We start from the raw sequence: 18699 nt of genomic DNA on the forward strand, positions 1-18699 counted from the left end.
GCATGAGACTGTCGCCAGTGTCGTGGGATCCAGCGTACTTGGGTCCAGCGTTGTGGGGCCCGGCGTACTTGGGTCCGGCGTACTTGGGTCCGGCGTTCTGGGGGGCTATCGCCCCCGCACCCCCGCGCTGCGCCTGAGACCTGCGCCCCCGCCCGCCGCCGTGCCTCAGACCTGGGCGGGGGTGCGGCGGCGGGCCTGCCACAGCAGCGCCAGCCCCACCGCGATCATCGGCAGTGACAGCACTTGCCCCATGCTGAGGCCCAGCGGCCCGACCTGGACGACATAGCCCATGGGGTTCATCGCGGTGATGAATTGCGCGTCGGCCTGACGCCAGATCTCGACCGTGAAGCGGGCCGCGCCATAGCCTGCGATGAAAAGGCCGGTGATCTGGCCGGGGCGTTTCAGCCAGCCGCGCCGCCAGACAAGCCAGAAGAGGACCGCCCCGAGCAACAGACCTTCAAGCGCGGCCTCGTATAATTGCGTGGGGTGGCGGGCGCACAGGCCGGTTGCGGCATCGTGCAGCGCGGGCGCGCAATCCTGCGCCGCCGCGCCCGGAAAGATCACACCCCAGGGCGCGGTGGTGGCGCGGCCCCAAAGCTCGGCGTTGATGAAATTCGACAGCCGCCCCAGCCCGATACCGATGGGGGCGACCATGGCCATGGCATCCCCCAGACGCATCGGGGGCACCGCGTTGCGGCGGCAGAACAGCAGGCCCGCGACGACAACGCCGAGGAAGCCGCCATGGAAGGACATGCCGCCCTCCCAGATGCGCAAGATCTCGGCGGGGTAGGTGGCATAATATTGCGGCTGGTAGAACAGCACGAAACCCAGCCGCCCGCCGAGGATGACACCGAGGATCACGTGGGTCAGGAGTGATTCCACCAAGGCCGGGGCCATGGGCGCGGTGTCGCGCGGCCACAACGTGGGGCGGCGCATCAGCCGCACGACCGCCCACCAGCCGAGCAGCAGCCCCGCGACATAGGCCAGCGCGTACCAGCGCAGCGCGAAGGTAAAGGCGCCGAGGTCGATCGAGAAAATCTCTGGCGCGATGTCGGGGAAGGGAATTGCGGCGAGGGTCATCGGGATCCTTGCTGGGGTTGATGGCCCGGGGTTGAGTGCCGGGGGTTGATTGCCGGGGCTTGCGGGGCCGGTCTTGGGTGCGGGGACCCCTGCCGCACGGGGCGGCGGCGGACGGGAAAGCGGGCGTTGCGCTAGATGCCCGCGCGGGTGCGGCGAAGTCAACCTTGTGCAGGCGGCGCCGGGTCACATATAAGAGAAAGGGCAATGATGGAGAAACCCGATGCAAAGCCGCAACCGCTTGATGGACGACATGTCGCAGCTGATGACCAACGCCATGGGCGTGGCGCAGGGCGCGCGGCAAGAGGCCGAGACCGCGATGAAAAGCCTGATGGACCGCTGGCTGGCGGACCGGGATTTCGTGACGCGTGAGGAATTTGACGCCGTGCGCGGCATGGCGCAGAAGGCCCGTGAAGAGAATGAAGCGCTGAAAGTGCGGATCGCCGCGCTGGAAGCCGGTCAAGGCAAGTGACGGCCCGGGCGGTGTGATGGCAGGCGGCGCGTTGCGGGTAGATGCCGCGCGTGTTTGGCCTGTGGCGTGCCGGAAAACCACGCCGGTTCAGGTCTGGCCCAGCCAAGTCTGGCCCAGCCAAGTCTGGCCCAGTAGGTCTGGCCCAGACCGCTCAGGCGCTGATGTTCGCCGCGCCAGGCGGGTTATGATCTGAGCGAGCCGGCTTTGCCGATGGTGCGGCCTGCCCTGGTGCGATCCGCAGGGCACGCAGGGCGTTCAGGATCACCGCCACGTCGATGACTTCTTGCAGCAGGGCACCCTGAACCGGCGTCAGGTAGCCAAGCGCTGCCGCGATCATCCCGAGGACCGAAAGCCCGATGCCCGCCGCCACGCTTTCAAGCGCGATGCGGCGCGCGCGCTGTGCGACCTCTATCCCGGGCAGCAGGCGATCCAGATGATCGACCAGCAGCACCACATCCGCCGCCTCGGCAGAGGCCGCAGCGCCGCGCGCGCCCATGGCAACCCCGATGTCGGCGGCGGCAAGGGCGGGGGCGTCGTTCACGCCGTCGCCCACCATCATCACCGGCCCGTGCTTGCGTTCGCTGAGCACCAGAAGCACCTTCTGATCGGGCGTCAGTTCGGATTGCACCGCGTCCAGCGCCAGCCCTTCGGTCACGGCCTCGGCCACGGCGCGGCGGTCGCCGGTGGCCAGCACGATGCGCGCAACCCCAAGGCGGCGAAGGCCTGCCAGAAGCTCTGCCGTGCCCGACCGCAGGGTATCCGCCATCACCACATGCCCCATGAGCGTCCCGTCAACGCCGACCGACACGACAACCGACCCTGCGGCGGCGACCGTGTCGTCCACTTGCGCCGCGCCGACCGTTGCCGCCACAAAGCCAGCGCCGCCGACGACCACCTTGCGGCCCTCAATGATGCCGGTGACGCCTTCGCCGGGGGTTTCGACCACGTTTTCGGGCACCGGCAACGCGATGCCACGCTGCCGGGCCGCCGCCACGATTGCCTGCGCGATGGGGTGTTTCGATGCCTGATCGAGGGCCGCAGCAAAGCGCAGGACATCCCCTTCGGCCAGATCGCCCCGCACGTCGATGGACACGATCTGCGGGCGCCCGTCGGTCAGCGTGCCGGTCTTGTCCAAGATCAGCGTCTTGATGCGTGCCAGCCCTTCCAGTGGTTTGGCACCCTTGATCAGCACGCCGAACTGCGCCGCGCGCGACACGCCCGCCACCAGCGCCACCGGCACGGCAAGGATCAGCGGGCAGGGCGTCGCCACGACCAGCACCGCCACCGCGCGGATCGGATCGCCGGTGAACCACCAGGCGGCTGTGGCCAACGCAACGGTGACGGCGAGGAACAGCAGCGACCAGCGGTCTGCCAGCCGGGCCATCGGCGCCTTGGATGCCTGCGCGGCCTGGACCAGCCGCACGATCCCGGCATAGGTGCTGTCCGCCGCCGCGTGCGTCACCCGCAGGTCGAAGGCATCGCCCGCGCTGGTAGAGCCGCTCATCACGTCGTCGCCATGGGCCAGACGCACGGGCATGGATTCGCCGGTCAGCGCCGATTGGTCGAGGATCGCCCGGGCGCTTTCGACGGTGCCATCCACGGGGGCCACGTCGCCTTGGCGGATCAGCAGCAGGTCGCCGGGGGCGATGTCATCGAGTGGCACCTCATCCAGCACGCCGTTGTTGTGCCGCGTCGCGGTGCGCGGCACGCGGGACAAAAGCGCGCTCATCTCGCGGCGGGCGCGGCCCTCGGCGAAGCTTTCAAGGAAGGTGCCGCCCGAATACATCAGTGCGACCACGGCGGCTGCGAGCGTTTCGCCAAAGAGCAGTGCCGCCGACATCGACAGCGCCGCCACGATGTCGAGCCCGACCTCACCTTTGGCGAGGCTGCGAATGATCTCGACCACGAGGGCGGCAAGCACCGGCAGGACGCCCGCCGCAAAGGCGACGCGCGCGGGATCGGGCTGGCCCGCCAGCATGAGGGCCAGCCCCCCCACCAGCCCAAGCGCCGCGATCCCCGGCAGAAGCATTTTGAGACGATCTTGGGAAAACAGCGTCATGGTGGCGGCACCTTCAGGTGGAAACGGTTTGGCGCTTGGAAACGATTTGGCACTTGGAAACGGGCTGGCACTTGGAAACGGTTTGGCACTTGGAAACGGTTTGGGGCGTCGAAACGGAGTGGCATGTCAAACCAGGCTGAGGTGTCAAAGCGGGCCGGTTGTACGAGACGCCGCCACCTGAGACGCCGCCCCTTGAGACGTCGATCCTTGAGACGCCGATCCTTAGGAAGCAGGCCCTCAAGACGCCAATCCTCAAGACGCTGGCGGGCAAGGCTTTGGTGGCCATGGCTCTGTCCCGCATGGCGCAGGCCAGCCGCGATTCTGGTGTGCAGGGGATGCAGAGAGCGAGCGAGGGGCGCATTCGTGGTTCTTTCCGTTCAGCGGCCGAAGAAAGTGCCAGCCTGTTCACGCTGGGCCGAAAGCGGGCGCGATGTATTGATCTGGATCAATCAGATTGGCGTCGCACACGCGCTTTGCCAGATGGGGGGCGTTTTCGTTCAGCGAATGGTGCGGGGAACGGACGGCTGTGGCTTCTGCCTGCCCTTGGCTATGGGCGGCGCAGGCATCGAGATATGCGGTGGCTGAAGCGGGCTGCGGTATCTTCGGGGAGCGCGGGGCGCTGCCCGGGGCGGTGCAGATGGCGCACAGATAACGGCTTTGGTCTTGTCGCGTCAGCCTTGCCAGAGGCGTCGGGGGGCGGTGCCTCCGGCGCTGTTGGGGGGCGCTGATATGGTTTTTGCCTGCTGGGGGTGGCAGCAAACCGGGCGGCGCCCGCCGTGGTGCAAAGGTGCGAATTGGCTGGCTATTGATCGTTCGGGGTGCCGCTTTTCGGTGCCTTTGGGGTTGGCCTGGCCTCGGCGTGTTCTTGTGGATGCGTCGGGGTTTCGGGTTTTGCAACCCGCCCTGCCGCTGGCGCTGCCTTTGGCTCTGCGTCTGCCTTTGGCGGTGTCTCGGCTGTGGATACCGTCAGTTTTGATGCCTGCGCCTGCGCCTGAGCCTTGGTGCTGGTCGCTACGTCGGCGGGTTTTGCTGATGTCGCGGCGGCCCCGGCTTTTCCCGGGGCCTTCACCGTCGCCCCAGAGGGTGCCGCCGGTTCTGTCGCCTTGGGCTGCGTTTCCATGTGCTGCGTTTCCATGTGCTGTGTTTCCATGCGCTGCGTTTCCATGTGCTGCGCCGCCTCAGGGGCGGTGCCAGAGGGGCCGGGCAGCGCCTTGCGCGGGCTGAACGGGTGCGGCGCGGGGGCGGTGCGCGGCTTGGGCGCCCCGGAAATCTTGCGCCACAGCCGTTGCAGCGCCGTGTCGCGCGGGGATGGCGGGCTGAGCATTTCGTCGGTCAGCGTCACGCCGCGCTGGGCGGCGGCGGCGGTGACTGCCTTGCGCAGGGTCGGGCTGGCCTTCAGCAGCCGCAAGAAACGCGTGTCGTCCAGCGTCAACAGGGTCGAATGGCTGAGCGCGGTCACATGGGCGTTGCGGCGCTGCCGGGCAAGCACGGCGAGGGAGCCGAACATCTCGCCCCGGCCCAGTTTTTGCTTCTGGCTTGCGATTTCCATCTCCATCGCGCCAGAGGCGATGAAGAAAATCTTGCGTGCAGCATCGCCCTTGCGCATCACCACGTCGCCCGGGGCGACATAGACGGCGCGCAGCGCGCGGGCCAACCGCTTTTGCTGGGCGGGCGTCATCTTGGCGAAGAGGTCGAAGCGGCTGACCATTTCGGTTTTTTGCAGCGCGAGGTCCAGTTTGGGCCGGATCTCGATCCCGGCGCGTTGCTGGGCGAGGCGGGTCTTCAGCGTGGTATAAAGCTCTGGCCCGATCAGGCCGTCGGCGCGCAGGGTGTCATATTCGCGTTCTTCGAAACGCAGGGCGGTGCGGCGGATGAACCGGCGCTCCAGCTCTTCGGCATAGCCGGGGTATTGCAGGCGCAGGCCTTCAAGCGCGTTCTCGGTTTCCTCGGTCCGGCGGTCGAGGAGTTCGTGCAGCAGTTCGGCGACGCGGCGGCCATGAATGCGCCGGATCTTGCTGTTGATGTAGCCGTGCAGCGCGCGCAGGATCAGGCGCTGGTTCAGCAACATCTCGAACCGTTCCGCCGACAGGCGCGCCAGCGAGCGCGACAGGCGCAACCGGTTGTTGAGGAAGACCGCAAAGCGGTAGGGCCGCCCCTGCCCAAGGCTTTGCCGCCCCGCGCGCCGGTATTCGGTACGCCCGCCGTGGCGCGTCCGCTCGATCAGCCGGTCCACATCGGACAGCATCTGTTCCACCAGCCGGGTCGAGATGATCTGCTGGCGGAAATGGTCGAGGATCAGATCACGCTCGCGACCGGCGAGGGCGACGAGGCCCAGGGTGATGCGGTCGCGGTCAAGGATCTCGGCCCCGGTTTCCGCGGCGGTGACGGCAGAGTTCAGGCGGTTGGCGAAGGATTTGGCCTCGACCCGGACGATGTCGCGGTTGAGGTTGTTCTTCTGCGCCAGATCGGCCACGTCTTCGCGCACGGTTTGCAGGGCGACGGCGATCACCTGGTTGGACAGCGCGGTGTCCAGCGGCGACAGGCGGTCCAGCCCCAGCCATGCGATGACCATGCGCAGTGTCGTACCCTGCACAATCAGGGTGAAGAGCGCAAAGCCGGTGGCGAGGATGCCGACCAGGCGCTTCACCTCGGCGGGCACCAGCGGGTTTTCGGTGACCGCCAGCGCCAGCGCCAGCGTGACCGCGCCGCGCAAGCCCCCCCAAAGGATGGCAAGGCGGTAAGGCCGGTCCACCCGGGGCGACAGGCTGAGCATGGTCAGAAGCGGCAAGATGAGGAACAGGACCATCAGCCGCGCGGCAAAGGCCGCCCCCACCACCACGGCCAGCAAGCCAAGGTCGGACCAGCGCACCCCGCCCAGCAGTTGCGGGATCAGCAGGGCCGCAAGGATGAAGATCAGCGCGCCGGACCAATGCGCCAGCAGGTTCCACACCTCGCGCAGGTAGGTCCAGGTGGCGGGGGTCAGGCGGCCCGGGCCGGTCAGGTTCAGCGTAAGCCCCGCCGCCACCACGGCGATGACGCCCGAGGCCCCGAACACCTGTTCCGCACCCAGGTAGGCCAGATAGGGCAGCGCGACCGAGATCGAGACCTGCGCCAGCGGGTGGCGCGGGGTCAGCGCCATCAGCCAGACCGCCAGCCGCGCGATGAACCAGCCCACCAGCGCGCCGCCGAACACGAGCACCGGCAGTTGCGTCAGCGCCTGCCGCACGCCGGGCACCGTCTGGCCGGGGATCAGGGCGGCGATGAACAGGCCGAAAAGCGCGATGGCGGCGGCGTCGTTCAGCAGGCTTTCGCCTTCGACAATCCGGGTCAGGCGTTGCGGGGCGGCGATGTTGCGAAAGATCGACACCACGGCCGAGGGGTCGGTGGTGGACACGATCGCGCCGATCAGCAGGCAGGCGACCAGCGACACCTCGGCCACCATGGACAGGGCGTAGCCGATGCTGAAGGTGGCGATGATGACGGCCAGCACCGCCATGACAAGGATGGGCACCCAATCATCCAGCATGCGCCGGACATTCAGCCCCAGCGCGACCTGAAACAGCAAGGTGGGCAGGAAGACATAGAGGAAGGTATTGGCGCGGATCGGGATATTGGTGATCGCCGCCGCGACCGGGTTCAGCGCATCGGTCAGCGTGGTCGCCAGAAAGAACGCCGCCCCCGCCCCCAGCAAGACGCCGATGCCTGCCAGCATGACCGTGAACGGCAGGCGCAGCCGGCTGGCCAACGGCTCGGCCAGTCCGATCAGCACGAAGAGTGCGGCAAGGATGCCGATGAAGGTGATAACGGTCATGACATCCAGCTTATGCCGAAAAGTGCGGTGGGGGAACGCTGTCGCGCCCGATGCGGGGCAAAATTAATGTTACAATTCGCAGATTTGCGTGATGCGGGCAGGGATGGGCAGGGGCTGCGCGGGATGGGATGCCCCGCCGCACCGGGTGCCGTGGTTTTGCTGGACCCTGTGCGCGCATCGCTTGGCCCTGGCCGTTGTGCGTATCTGAATGCCAGTTTGCCGGATGCCGGACCGTACACCTGTGGCGCGAGGGGTCTTCCGGCACCCTTGCCCGAAAGGGATGGGGACCTCGACGTCCTGCGCGGATGGCGGATTTTGGCGCGCCCCGCGCCCGCGTCTTAGCAGATCTGGCGTGCCGCAGAGCCGTCACGCTGCAGACCCGTCACGCCGCAGACCCGTCCCAAGGCAGATCCGCGCGACAGCGGACCCCGGCGCCCGAGTCAACCCTGCCCGAGCCAACCCTGCCCGAAGCAAGCCGGGCCTGCGTCCGGTGGACGGCATCTTTCGGGCCGGACATAAAGCCCGGCCCGGGTTCGCTTAAAGCCTGCCCTGCATCAGCCGCCGATAAGGGCGCGCAGGTCGCTTTGCCGCGCGGCCTGACGGTCCGTCAGGGTCTTGCGTTCGGCGGCGAGCGCCATCAGCTCGGCGTCGATGGCATCGACCCGGGCGCGGCGGTCGGTATTCGCGGCGCTGTCATCGCCCAGTGCCACGATCAGGTCCACCAGCCGCGATTGTTCGGCCTCCAGCGCCTCGGCTTGCGCCGCGTCGCGTTCGAGGGTGACGCCGATCTCGGTCAGTTCGCTGCGCAGGCTGCGGATTTCGCCCAGCAGCGCCTGTGTCTCGGCGTCGGGCGCCATGTCTTGCCAGCGCGCCAGTGTGGTCGCGTCCATGCCGGTCAGCGCGACTTCGCGCCGTTGCGGGCGGGTTTCCACCACGTCAAAGCCCATCTGGGCATCGGCGGCGACGCTGAGGGTCCAGCGGGTGTCGTCCAGCGTGGTTTCGCCGCCCTCGGTGGTCACGGTCCAGCCGTCGCGCAGCGGATGCGCGAGGGTCAGGTCGCGCGCGCCATCCGCCGCGCCGGTGATATTGTAGGTGGTGGTGGTGCGCAGATCCTCGGTCAGGGTCAGGATGCCGTTCGCGATGCGCATCTGGGCGATCGTTTCGGTCCGCGCGACCTCTTCGCGCACGGAAATCGCGGTGTCTGTGGCGAAATCCACCGTCTCGGTCGCCATGGGGGCCAGTTCGGGGATCAGCGCGTCGCCGGCATGGCCGCGCCCATCCTCATAGAGCGTCAGGATGCCCGCAGGCAGGCGCAGTGGCAGCGGGTTGGTCAGCGTCAGCGCGATCTGCGGATGCTGCGTGCCGGTGCCACCCCGATAGAGGGTGATGCGCGCGTCGGTCAGGGTTTCCTGAAGGAAGGGCAGGCTGAGCATTTGCCCGGGCGCCAGCGTCACCGGGTCTTCCAGCGTGAAGCGGCTGAAGCTTTGCCCGTCATCGGCCTTCATGGCGGCGGGCGCCGTATTGGCGAATTGCGGGGCGCTGTCGGCCATGCCGCGCGCCATTTGGGTGCTCATCTCCATCACCGGTGCGGGCATCCCTTCGTCGCGCGCGGGCATGGTGCGGCCATAGAGGTCAGCCGACAGGGCGCGCACCGATCCGGTGGCGAGGGTCAGGGTGACGTCGTCCCAGTCATGCCCGGTGGCGTTTTCCACCACGGCCCAGCCGGTCAGTTGCAGCCCCTCAGGCGTGTCGACGGCGCGCCAAGCGGTTTTCCATGTCGGCGCGGCTTGCAGCCATGTCAGATCCAGATCGCGGGTCGCGGTATCGGCGCTGCCAATCTGCACGGTCAGGCGGCGCGGGTTGGCCTGCCCGCGAAACGCGGCCAGCGCGGTTTCCAGCATGGCGCGGTCCGTGGCCTCGGCAAAGCGGAAGGTCACGGCATCGGCGAGGTCGAATTGCACCACCGCGCCGGTGTCGGTCTGCACCGCCAGCACCGGGCAGGGGCCATGTTCGCAGGCGCGGTCGCTCACACCCATGATGGTGCCTGTCGTTTCAGTTCCGCGCCGGTCCACGATCACGGGCGCGCCGGTCATGGCGCGCAGCAATTGGGCGGGGTCGGTCACCTCGTGCGGGGAAAGGGGCAGGGTGGCGAAAGCGTCCTCAAAGGCGCCCGGGCCGCGCAGCCGCAAGGTGGGTGTGGCCGCTGCCGGGTCGCTGATCCAGACGGATTTCAGAAAATCGTCGATATCGTCGCGGCTGAGCGTCAGCGACAGGCCGTCCGGCCCGGTTTCGCCAGTGGCGTCGATCATTGCGATCCCTGCGGTGGACAGGGTGATGGCCTGCACGCGCGGGTCGGCGGCGGCGGGCAGCGTCAGGGCGGCCAGCGTCAGGGTGGGCAGGGCCAGCGTGGCCGAGAGGATAAGCGGGGAGATCAAGCGCATTTGGCACCTTTGGACTGAGCAAAGTGGATAATTTGTCGCACCTTATCGCCGCGCCTTGGGCAGGTGCAAGGCACTGGCGGGGCTGCTGGCGGTAACCCGCCTGCACAGCTGCGTTACCGGGTCGCGGGGCGTGTGGTGTGTCGCTGCGGTGCATCGCCCATAGGCTGGACGAAAAGCCGGGGCTGGACGCCCCCCGGCACGCCCGCTAATAGGGCAGGATGGCGCAAGATGATGACACCCCCCTCCCCCCGATCGACCCCGTAGCCGCCCCGCTGGCCGAACCCCTGCGCCGTGCGCTGGGCGAGCGGTATCTGCAGTACGCGCTGTCGACCATCATGCACCGCGCGCTGCCCGATGCGCGCGACGGGCTGAAGCCGGTCCATCGGCGCATCTTGTTTGCGATGCGCGAATTGCGCCTGTCCTCGACGGGCGGTTTCCGCAAATCCGCCAAGATCAGCGGCGATGTGATGGGCAATTATCACCCGCATGGCGACGCGGCGATTTACGACGCGATGGCGCGGCTGGCGCAGGATTTCAACGTGCGCTACCCGCTGGTTGACGGGCAGGGGAACTTTGGCAATATCGACGGCGACAACCCCGCCGCCGCCCGGTACACCGAGGCGCGCATGACCGCCTGCGCCGAGGCGCTGTTGGAAGGCCTGGCCGAGAATGCCGTGGATTACCGCGAGAATTATGACGGCACCCTGACCGAGCCTATCGTGCTGCCCGCCGCCTTTCCGAACCTGCTGGCCAATGGGTCCAGCGGGATTGCGGTGGGGATGGCCACGAATATCCCGCCGCACAACCTCGATGAATTGATCGACGCCTGTGTCGCGCTGATCGACCGGCCCGATCTGTCGGATGACGAACTGGTGACGCTGATCCCCGGCCCCGATTTCCCCACGGGCGGTGTGATCGTCGAGCCGCGCGCCAGCATCATGGAGGCCTATCGCACCGGGCGCGGCGCTTTCCGGCTGCGCGCGAAATGGGAGATCGAGCAACTGCCGCGCGGGCTGTGGCAGATCGTCGTCACGGAAATCCCGTTTCAGGTGCCCAAATCGCGGCTGATCGAAAAACTGGCCGAGGTGATCCAGACCCGCAAGGTGCCGCTTCTGGCTGATATCCGCGACGAATCCGCCGAGGATGTGCGCATCGTGCTGGAACCGCGCGCCAAGACCGTGGACCCCGAATTGCTGATGGGGATGCTGTTCAAGAACTCGGACCTTGAGACCCGCTTCAGCCTGAACATGAACGTGCTGATCGACGGGCGCACGCCGCGCGTGTGCAGCCTGCGCGAAGTGCTGCGCGCCTTCCTCGACCACCGGCGCGAGGTGCTTTTGCGCCGCAGCCAGCACCGGCTGGACAAGATCGACCACCGGCTGGAAGTGCTGGAAGGTTTCATCACGGCGTTTCTGAACCTCGACCGCGTGATCGACATCATCCGCTATGACGATACGCCGCGCGACGCGCTGATGCGCGAAGTCTGGGGCCGCAAGGTTGCGCGCGCGATGAATGAGGCCGATTATGTCGCCCCCGCCCCCGGTGAGGGCGAATTGTCCGAGGTGCAGGCCGAGGCCATCTTGAACATGCGCTTGCGCTCCTTGCGCCGCCTGGAAGAGATGGAGTTGCGCCGCGAACGTGACGCGCTGATGGCGGAACGCGCCGGGCTGGAGGATCTGCTGGCATCGGGCAACCTGCAATGGCAGGCGATCACCGGGCAGTTGCGCGAGGTGCAAAAGCAGTTCGGCAAGGGCACCGAGCTTGGCCGCCGCCGCAGCCAGTTCGCCGAAGCGGGCAGCGTCGAGGATGTGCCGATGGAGGCCATGATCGAGCGTGAGCCGATCACCGTTGTCTGTTCCAAGATGGGCTGGGTCCGGGCGATGAAGGGACATATCGCCCTCGATTCAGAGCTGAAGTTCAAGGACGGCGACGAAGGCCGGTTTGTGTTCCACGCCGAGACGACCGACAAGATCGTGCTGTTCGGGTCGAACGGGCGGTTCTACACGCTGCTGGGCGTCAACCTGCCCGGCGGGCGCGGCATGGGCGAACCCGTGCGGCTGATGGTCGACCTGCCGAATGAGGCCGGGATCGTCGATCTGTTCGTTCACAAGGCCGGGGGGCGGATGCTGGTGGCCTCGAACGCCGGGGACGGCTTCATCGTCCCCTCCGACGAGGTGATCGCCCAGACGCGCGGCGGCAAGCAGGTGCTGAACGTGCGCGACGATGTGCGCGCCGCGATCTGCCGTGATGTGACCGGCGACCATCTGGCGGTGGTGGGCGACAACCGCAAATTGCTGGTCTTCGCGCTGGATGAACTGCCGGAAATGGCCCGCGGAAAGGGCGTTCGGTTGCAAAAGTACAAGGATGGCGGCCTGTCGGACGCGATGTGCGTGACCTGGGACATGGGCCTGAGCTGGAAAGACCCCGCTGGCCGCACCCGCCATGAGCCGGACCTGACCGAATGGCTGGGCAAGCGCGCAACCGCCGGGCGGATGGCGCCGCGTGGCTTCCCGCGTGACAACAGGTTCGGCTGAGGTTCAGGCATCCGATCCCTGATTGTCGGTCCCTAACCCCGCAAACCGACACTGCCGTCGCCGCGCATCGCACGCGCCCGTGATCGCTGGCCGGGGCCGCCTGTGCTGTGATTGTCAGCCCGGCCCATGTGGGCTATGCAGAAGCTGCCCCAACAGACAGGTGTTTTTCTGATGTCGACTGCCCGTTCCACCACCGCCCGTACCTCTCTGGCCCCTGCCAAAGCTGCTTCTGCCAAAGTTGCTTCTGCCCGCCCCGGGCTGCGCGCTGCGGGAACATCGCCTTCGCCGGTGCTGGGGCTGTTGCCGGTGCTGGGGCTTTTGGCGGTGATCTTGCTGTCGGCCTGCACCAGTGGGCGCGAGTTGGGCGTAGAGCGCACGGAACTGGGCGATTTCCGCCTGGGCCACAACATTGTGGTCGAGGAAAACGCCCAGATCGGCCCTTTGTCGCGCACCGCCGAACCCGGCGCCTGGAAAGAGGCGTTGACCGCCGAGATCGACCGCCGCTTCAGCCGGTATGAGGGGGGCAAGCTTTATCACATCGCGATCAACGTGCAGGCCTATGTGCTGGCCGTGCCCGGGGTGCCGCTGGTCCTGTCGCCGAAATCGGCGCTGATTCTGGGTGTGACGGTCTGGGATGACGCGGCGGGCGGCAAGCTGAACGACACGCCGCACCGCATCACCGTGCTGGAAAGCCTGTCGGCGGAAACGGCCGTCAGCTCGGGCCTGACGCAATCGGCCGCAGAGCAGATGCAGAACCTGGCCGAAAATGCCGGCGGCGCGATCGAACGCTGGATGTCGACCAAGCCGGAATGGTTCAGTGCCACCGCCGATGCCGCTGCCGCCGCGGCGGCAGCCGCGCCCATGTCTGTTGGGCCTACCGTGATCACGCCGGGTATGGTGACGCCCGCGCCTGTCACGACAGCGCCCGTCACGACAGCGCCCGTCACGACCACGCCCGGCACGACCAATCCTGCCGCGCCCCGGGTCATCATCGCCGAAGGCGCGCGCTAGGCGGGGTTTGCGCGGTGGATTGTAAAAGGCGCGCGCAAAACGGCCTGCCCATGTCAACTGCCGCTTGATTTTTCCGTTCCGGATGGATAGACGGCCCGCGATGAAGATCGGGGCCAGCCCTTGGCCCCATAGACACAGGGTGCGAGAGCGATGGCGAAGGCAAAGTTTGAACGGAACAAACCGCATGTGAACGTCGGCACGATTGGCCACGTTGACCACGGCAAGACGACACTGACGGCAGCGATCACGAAGTATTTCGGCGATTTCAGAGCGTATGACATGATCGACGCGGCGCCTGAAGAAAAAGCGCGCGGGATCACGATCTCGACCGCGCACGTGGAATACGAGACCGAGGCCCGTCACTATGCCCACGTCGACTGCCCCGGCCACGCCGACTACGTCAAGAACATGATCACCGGTGCCGCCCAGATGGACGGCGCGATCCTGGGGTGAACGCGGCTGACGGCCCGACCGCAAACGCGCGAGCACATCTTGCTGGGTCGCCAGGTTGTATTCCCTTCATGGTTGTGTACATGAACAAGGTCGACCAGGTCGATGACGAGGAACTGCTGGAACTGGTGGAAATGGAGATCCGCGAGCTTCTGTCGTCCTACGATTACCCGGCGACGATATTCCGATCATCCGCGCTCTGCTTTGCACGCGATGAACGGCACGCAGCTGAAATCGCGAAAACTCGATCCGCGCGCTGCTGGAACTGTCGACACCTATATCCCGACGCCTGCACGCCGATCGACCAGCCGTTCCTGATGCCGATCGAAGACGTGTTCTCGATCTCGGGTCGGGGTACGGTTGTGACCGCCGGATCGAGCGTGGCTGATCAACGTTGGCGACAGCATTGAAATCGTTGGTATTCGTGACACGAAAACCACGACCTGTACCGGCGTGGAAATGTTCCGCAAACTGCTGGATCGCGGGAAGCCGGCGACAACATCGGCGCGCTGCTGCGTGGTATCGGCCGTGAGTGTTGAGCGTGGTCAGTTCTGTGCAAGCCGAAATCGGTGCAACCGCACACCGAATTCGAGGCCGAAGCCTACATCTTGACCAAGGAAGAGGGCGGTCGCCACACCCCGTTCTTCGCGAACTACCGCCCGCAGTTCTACTTCCGCACGACGGACGTGACCGGCACGGTGATGCTGCCCGAGGGCACCGAAATGGTGATGCCGGGTGACAACCTGAAGTTCAACGTTCAACTGATCGCGCCCATCGCGATGGAAGAAAAACTGCGCTTCGCCATCCGCGAAGGCGGCCGCACCGTCGGTGCAGGCGTCGTGTCGAAGATCATCAAGTAATGATCCCGAGGCGCGCCCTGAGGGTGGTGTCGAAGATCATCAAGTAATGATCCCGAGACGCGCCCTGAGGGTGGTGTCGAAGATCATCTGATGGTTCCGCCTCATGCAGGGTGGCGCCATTGTGAAAACGCGGAAGGGGCGCGCCGGATCATCGGCGCGCCCTTTTCCTTTGCGACGGATGGAACATTCCCGTTGCGCTGTGCAGATTTTTCACCCACGAATGCCGCAGGGCATGCACATTCGCCGGGCCCTGAGTGCTTCAGGTTCCTGATTTCGCGAAAGGCCCGGCCCGGTGAAAACCCCGCACAAGAATTCTGTTTCTGGCAACATGGCCCCCGGGGTGTTGCTGATCCCATTGGTGTTGGCGGCCTGGGCGGTATCTGGCGCGCAGGCGGCGACCAGGGAGGGCGATTATGCCATGGTCGGCGCAGGGGCGCTGACCTGCCGCACCTATATGCTCGCCTCGACCGAGGAGCGCACCTTTGCCGAGACCTGGTGGGCGGGCTACATGTCGGCGATGAACCGGGTTACCGATGACACCTATGACCTGCTGGGCGACTATGAGGTCGCGGATTTCAACGCCTATCTGGACGATTACTGCCGCGACAATCCGTCGGTCCTGTTCGGCCTGGCCGTGCATGATGCGATCGAGGCATTCTATCCCGAACGCATACGATAGGGGCGGCGATTATCTGACGGCGGAAGGTCCGTGCGCGTGCGATTCGCCTCTTGATCTTGGCCGGGCTCTGCCGTAACCACCGGGTGCAGTAGGGGTATAGCTCAGTTGGTAGAGCGACGGTCTCCAAAACCGTAGGTCGTGGGTTCGAGTCCCTCTGCCCCTGCCATTTCCATGACAGCGCGCTGCGGGTTTGGTCGGTTTCGTCTTCAGGCGGGTTGGCCGCAAGCGGGCTTGAATTCTGCGGGCGCAGCGCGTAACTGCATCCAAGACCGATTTACCAGGTGAGAATGATGGCAAAAACCAATCCCCTTCAGTTCATTCAGCAGGTGCGCGCCGAAACCGCCAAGGTCGTCTGGCCGACCCGGCGCGAGGTTGTGCTGACCACGGTGATGGTATTCATCATGGCAGCCCTGACATCGGTGTTCTTCTTTGGCGTGGATCTGGCGATCCGCAGCGGCCTGTCGGGCCTGCTGGGCCTGTTTGGCTGATCGCGCGCGCGGCTCTGCCTTTACGGGTTTTCGCCGCGCCGGTCTTGAACTGTCCGCATTGGCGCTGTATGCGGAGCGTTAATATCGCAGCGGCAGGCGCGCACCGATTCGGTGCGCCTTTTGCTTTGCGGATAATGCGTTCGGAAATTCTAATAATTCCCCGGACATTTCAGAAGCACAGGCGCCAGATGGTCGGTCTGGTTGGCATGAGGTAGGTAACGCATGGCGAAGCGCTGGTATTCTGTAAGCGTTCTGTCGAACTTTGAGAAAAAGATCGCCGAGCAGATTCGTACATCCGTCGCTGAGGCCGGTCTGGAAGATCAGATCGAAGAAGTTCTGGTGCCGACCGAAGAAGTGATCGAAGTGCGGCGCGGCAAGAAGGTGACATCGGAGCGGCGATTCATGCCCGGCTATGTGCTGGTGCGGATGGAAATGTCGCCGCGCGCCTATCACCTGATCAACTCGATCAACCGGGTCACCGGCTTTCTGGGTCAGCAGGGCAAGCCGATGCCGATGCGCGATGAAGAGGTCAACGTGATCCTCAACCGCGTCGAGGAAGGCGAAGTCGCCCCGCGTTCGCTGATCGTGTTCGAGGTTGGCGAAGAAGTTAAAGTCACTGACGGCCCGTTCGAGGGTTTTGCCGGATCGGTCGAGGAAGTGGATGATGCCCATTCCCGCCTGAAGGTGATGGTGTCGATTTTTGGCCGGGCAACCCCGGTCGAACTGGAATTCACGCAGGTGTCCAAGGGTACCTGATCGTGATGGCCGTGGGAGGCTGGTGGGGCGCGCCCCGTCATCCGTACCACGAAACCGCAAGACTGTCGGCCTCGCGTGGTTTGGCAGGGTTATATAAGGAGAGGCCACATGGCCAAGAAAGTTATCGGGCAGCTGAAGCTGCAAGTTGCGGCGGGCAAGGCGAACCCGTCCCCGCCCGTTGGTCCCGCACTGGGTCAGCGCGGCATCAACATCATGCAGTTCTGCAAGGATTTCAACGCCAAGACCGCTGATATGGAGCCGGGCGCCCCTTGCCCGACCATCATCACCTATTACCAGGACAAATCCTTCACGATGGAAATCAAGACGTCCCCGGCGTCGTATTTCCTGAAGAAGGCCGCCAAGCTGAAGTCGGGCTCCAAGACGCCTGGCCGCGCAACGGCAGGTACTGTGACGGTGAAGCAGGTCCGTGAGATCGCCGAGGCGAAGATGAAAGACCTCAACGCCAATGATATCGAGGCTGCGATGCAGATCATCCTGGGTTCCGCCCGGTCGATGGGTATCGAGGTGAAAGGTTAATCTGATGGCAAAGTATGGAAAACGCACCACCGCCGCACGCGCCGCTGTTGCTGGCACCGCGGATCTGACGGTCGAGGCAGCGGTCGAGCTGCTGAAAGCCAACGCCACGGCGAAATTCGATGAAACCATCGAGATCGCACTGAACCTAGGTGTGGACCCCCGCCACGCGGACCAGATGGTCCGCGGCGTGGTCAGCCTGCCCAACGGCACCGGCAAGACCGTGCGCGTCGCCGTGTTCGCACGCGGCCCGAAAGCCGATGAAGCGACGGCTGCAGGCGCCGACATCGTGGGCGCTGAGGACCTGATGGAAACCATCCAGTCGGGCAAGATCGAGTTCGACCGTTGCATCGCAACGCCGGACATGATGCCGATCGTCGGCCGTCTGGGCAAGATCCTGGGCCCGCGCAACCTGATGCCGAACCCCAAAGTCGGCACCGTGACCATGGACGTGAAAACTGCCGTGGAAGCTGCCAAGGGTGGCGAAGTCCAGTTCAAGGTCGAAAAAGCCGGTGTGCTGCACGCAGGTGTTGGCAAAGCCTCGTTCCCGGCAGAAGCCCTGGCCCAGAACATCCGCGCTTTCGTGGAAGCGGTGTCCAAAGCCAAGCCGACGGGATCGAAAGGCGCCTACATGCGCAAGGTCTCGCTGTCGTCCACCATGGGCCCGGGTGTCACCGTGGCGCTGGATTCGGCGACTGGTAACTAAGAATTCACTGGCCTCCGTCACCGGGGGCTGGTCGAATGGCGGGGCGGTCCGCAGTTTGCGATCCGCCCTGTCCTGTCCGAGACGGTGGGTGCCCGAAAGGGCTTAATTTCCTGCCTGAGACGGGGAACGAGACGAAAGATCCGGGGTTTTCCTCGGGTGGTTTTGGCCTCGGGGCCCCGAAACGGACCCGAACGCCCGCGGCATAGGCCGGGGGCAAACATGAGCCGGGGGGCAACCCCCTGAACTGGAGTAAACCTGTGGATAGAGCCCAAAAAGAGAAATTGGTCGATGAACTCGGCCAGATCTTCGAAAGCTCTGGCGTGGTTGTGGTTGCACACTACGCTGGTCTGACGGTTGCTGAAATGCAGGGCCTGCGCGCGCAAATGCGCGAAGCTGGTGGGTCCGTACGCGTTGCCAAGAACAAGCTCGCCAAAATCGCCCTTGAAGGAAAGCCTTGCGCAAGCATCAGCTCCCTTCTGACGGGCATGACCGTGATGGCCTATTCCGAAGACCCCGTCGCTGCGGCGAAGGTCATGGAAAAATTCGCCAAAGATAACAAGAAGCTTGTTATCCTTGGTGGTGCAATGGGCAACTCGGAACTGGACGCCGCTGGTGTTACTGCCGTGGCCGCAATGCCGTCCCGCGAGGAGCTTATCGCTTCCATCGTGGGTTGCATCGGGGCACCGGCCAGCAACATCGCGGGGGCCATTGGCGCGCCTGCTTCCAACATCGCTGGCATCCTCTCCACCCTGGAGGAGCGGGAAGCCGCATAAGCAATCCTGGACCGGCATGGAATCATACCGATCCGCGCTGGAAACAAA

At 65.5% G+C, this 18699-nt stretch carries 13 protein-coding genes, 1 tRNA gene and 1 pseudogene; 11 read left to right on the forward strand and 4 right to left on the reverse strand.

Annotated features, from left to right (window positions below; all coding sequences use genetic code 11):
- Positions 1–165: 165 nt before the first annotated feature.
- Positions 166–1080 (reverse strand): prolipoprotein diacylglyceryl transferase, encoded by a 915-nt coding sequence (gene lgt, locus H9529_RS13235; protein WP_092884996.1) that lies wholly within the window; start codon positions 1078–1080, stop codon positions 166–168.
- 220 nt (positions 1081–1300) lie between these two features.
- Between lgt and H9529_RS13240 the strand changes: the two genes are divergently transcribed.
- Entirely contained in the window at positions 1301–1549 is a 249-nt protein-coding gene (locus H9529_RS13240) for an accessory factor UbiK family protein (RefSeq protein ID WP_092884997.1), read from the forward strand.
- A 151-nt stretch (positions 1550–1700) separates the two neighbouring features.
- On the opposite strand, the gene H9529_RS13245 is transcribed toward H9529_RS13240, so the two are convergent.
- From H9529_RS13245 to H9529_RS13255, 3 genes are all read right to left on the reverse strand, one after another.
- The gene (locus H9529_RS13245; RefSeq protein ID WP_092884999.1) at positions 1701–3608 is read right to left on the reverse strand and encodes a heavy metal translocating P-type ATPase; all 1908 of its coding nucleotides are present in this window, start codon (positions 3606–3608) and stop codon (positions 1701–1703) included.
- A gap of 802 nt (positions 3609–4410) precedes the next feature.
- Positions 4411–7419, reverse strand: coding sequence for a cation:proton antiporter domain-containing protein (locus H9529_RS13250; protein WP_092885003.1), 3009 nt, complete (start codon positions 7417–7419; stop codon positions 4411–4413).
- Positions 7420–7973: 554 nt separating this feature from the next.
- Positions 7974–9860, reverse strand: a complete 1887-nt coding sequence (locus tag H9529_RS13255) for a hypothetical protein (protein WP_092885005.1) — start codon at positions 9858–9860, stop codon at positions 7974–7976.
- Positions 9861–10078: 218 nt separating this feature from the next.
- Here H9529_RS13255 and parC point away from each other — a divergent pair, with 218 nt between their 5' ends.
- The 10 genes and pseudogenes from parC (at position 10079) to rplJ (ending at position 18651) form a co-directional block, all read left to right on the forward strand.
- The gene (gene parC, locus H9529_RS13260) at positions 10079–12394 is read left to right on the forward strand and encodes a DNA topoisomerase IV subunit A (protein ID WP_092885007.1); all 2316 of its coding nucleotides are present in this window, start codon (positions 10079–10081) and stop codon (positions 12392–12394) included.
- Between the two features lie 171 nt (positions 12395–12565).
- On the forward strand, positions 12566–13405 hold the full coding sequence (locus tag H9529_RS13265; RefSeq protein WP_176846814.1) for a hypothetical protein: 840 nt from the start codon (positions 12566–12568) through the stop codon (positions 13403–13405).
- 150 nt (positions 13406–13555) lie between these two features.
- Positions 13556–14715: pseudogene (gene tuf / locus H9529_RS13270) on the forward strand (elongation factor Tu).
- Between the two features lie 292 nt (positions 14716–15007).
- A complete protein-coding gene (locus H9529_RS13275) occupies positions 15008–15394 on the forward strand; it encodes an HdeA/HdeB family chaperone (RefSeq protein ID WP_092892368.1) in 387 nt (128 codons plus the stop codon).
- Positions 15395–15484: 90 nt separating this feature from the next.
- Positions 15485–15560: transfer RNA gene (locus H9529_RS13280), tRNA-Trp, on the forward strand.
- 124 nt (positions 15561–15684) lie between these two features.
- A complete protein-coding gene (secE, locus tag H9529_RS13285; RefSeq protein WP_092892392.1) occupies positions 15685–15882 on the forward strand; it encodes a preprotein translocase subunit SecE in 198 nt (65 codons plus the stop codon).
- Between the two features lie 222 nt (positions 15883–16104).
- Positions 16105–16638 carry a transcription termination/antitermination protein NusG gene (gene nusG / locus H9529_RS13290; protein ID WP_092892370.1) on the forward strand — a complete coding sequence of 178 codons (534 nt, stop codon included), beginning with the start codon at positions 16105–16107 and terminating at the stop codon, positions 16636–16638.
- A 108-nt stretch (positions 16639–16746) separates the two neighbouring features.
- A complete protein-coding gene (gene rplK / locus H9529_RS13295; protein WP_092892372.1) occupies positions 16747–17175 on the forward strand; it encodes a 50S ribosomal protein L11 in 429 nt (142 codons plus the stop codon).
- Positions 17176–17179: 4 nt separating this feature from the next.
- Entirely contained in the window at positions 17180–17878 is a 699-nt protein-coding gene (gene rplA, locus H9529_RS13300; protein ID WP_092892374.1) for a 50S ribosomal protein L1, read from the forward strand.
- A 257-nt stretch (positions 17879–18135) separates the two neighbouring features.
- Positions 18136–18651, forward strand: coding sequence for a 50S ribosomal protein L10 (rplJ, locus tag H9529_RS13305; RefSeq protein ID WP_092892376.1), 516 nt, complete (start codon positions 18136–18138; stop codon positions 18649–18651).
- Positions 18652–18699: the final 48 nt, after the last annotated feature.

The sequence above is a fragment of the Roseicitreum antarcticum genome (assembly GCF_014681765.1).
Taxonomy (GTDB): Bacteria; Pseudomonadota; Alphaproteobacteria; order Rhodobacterales; family Rhodobacteraceae; genus Roseicitreum; species Roseicitreum antarcticum.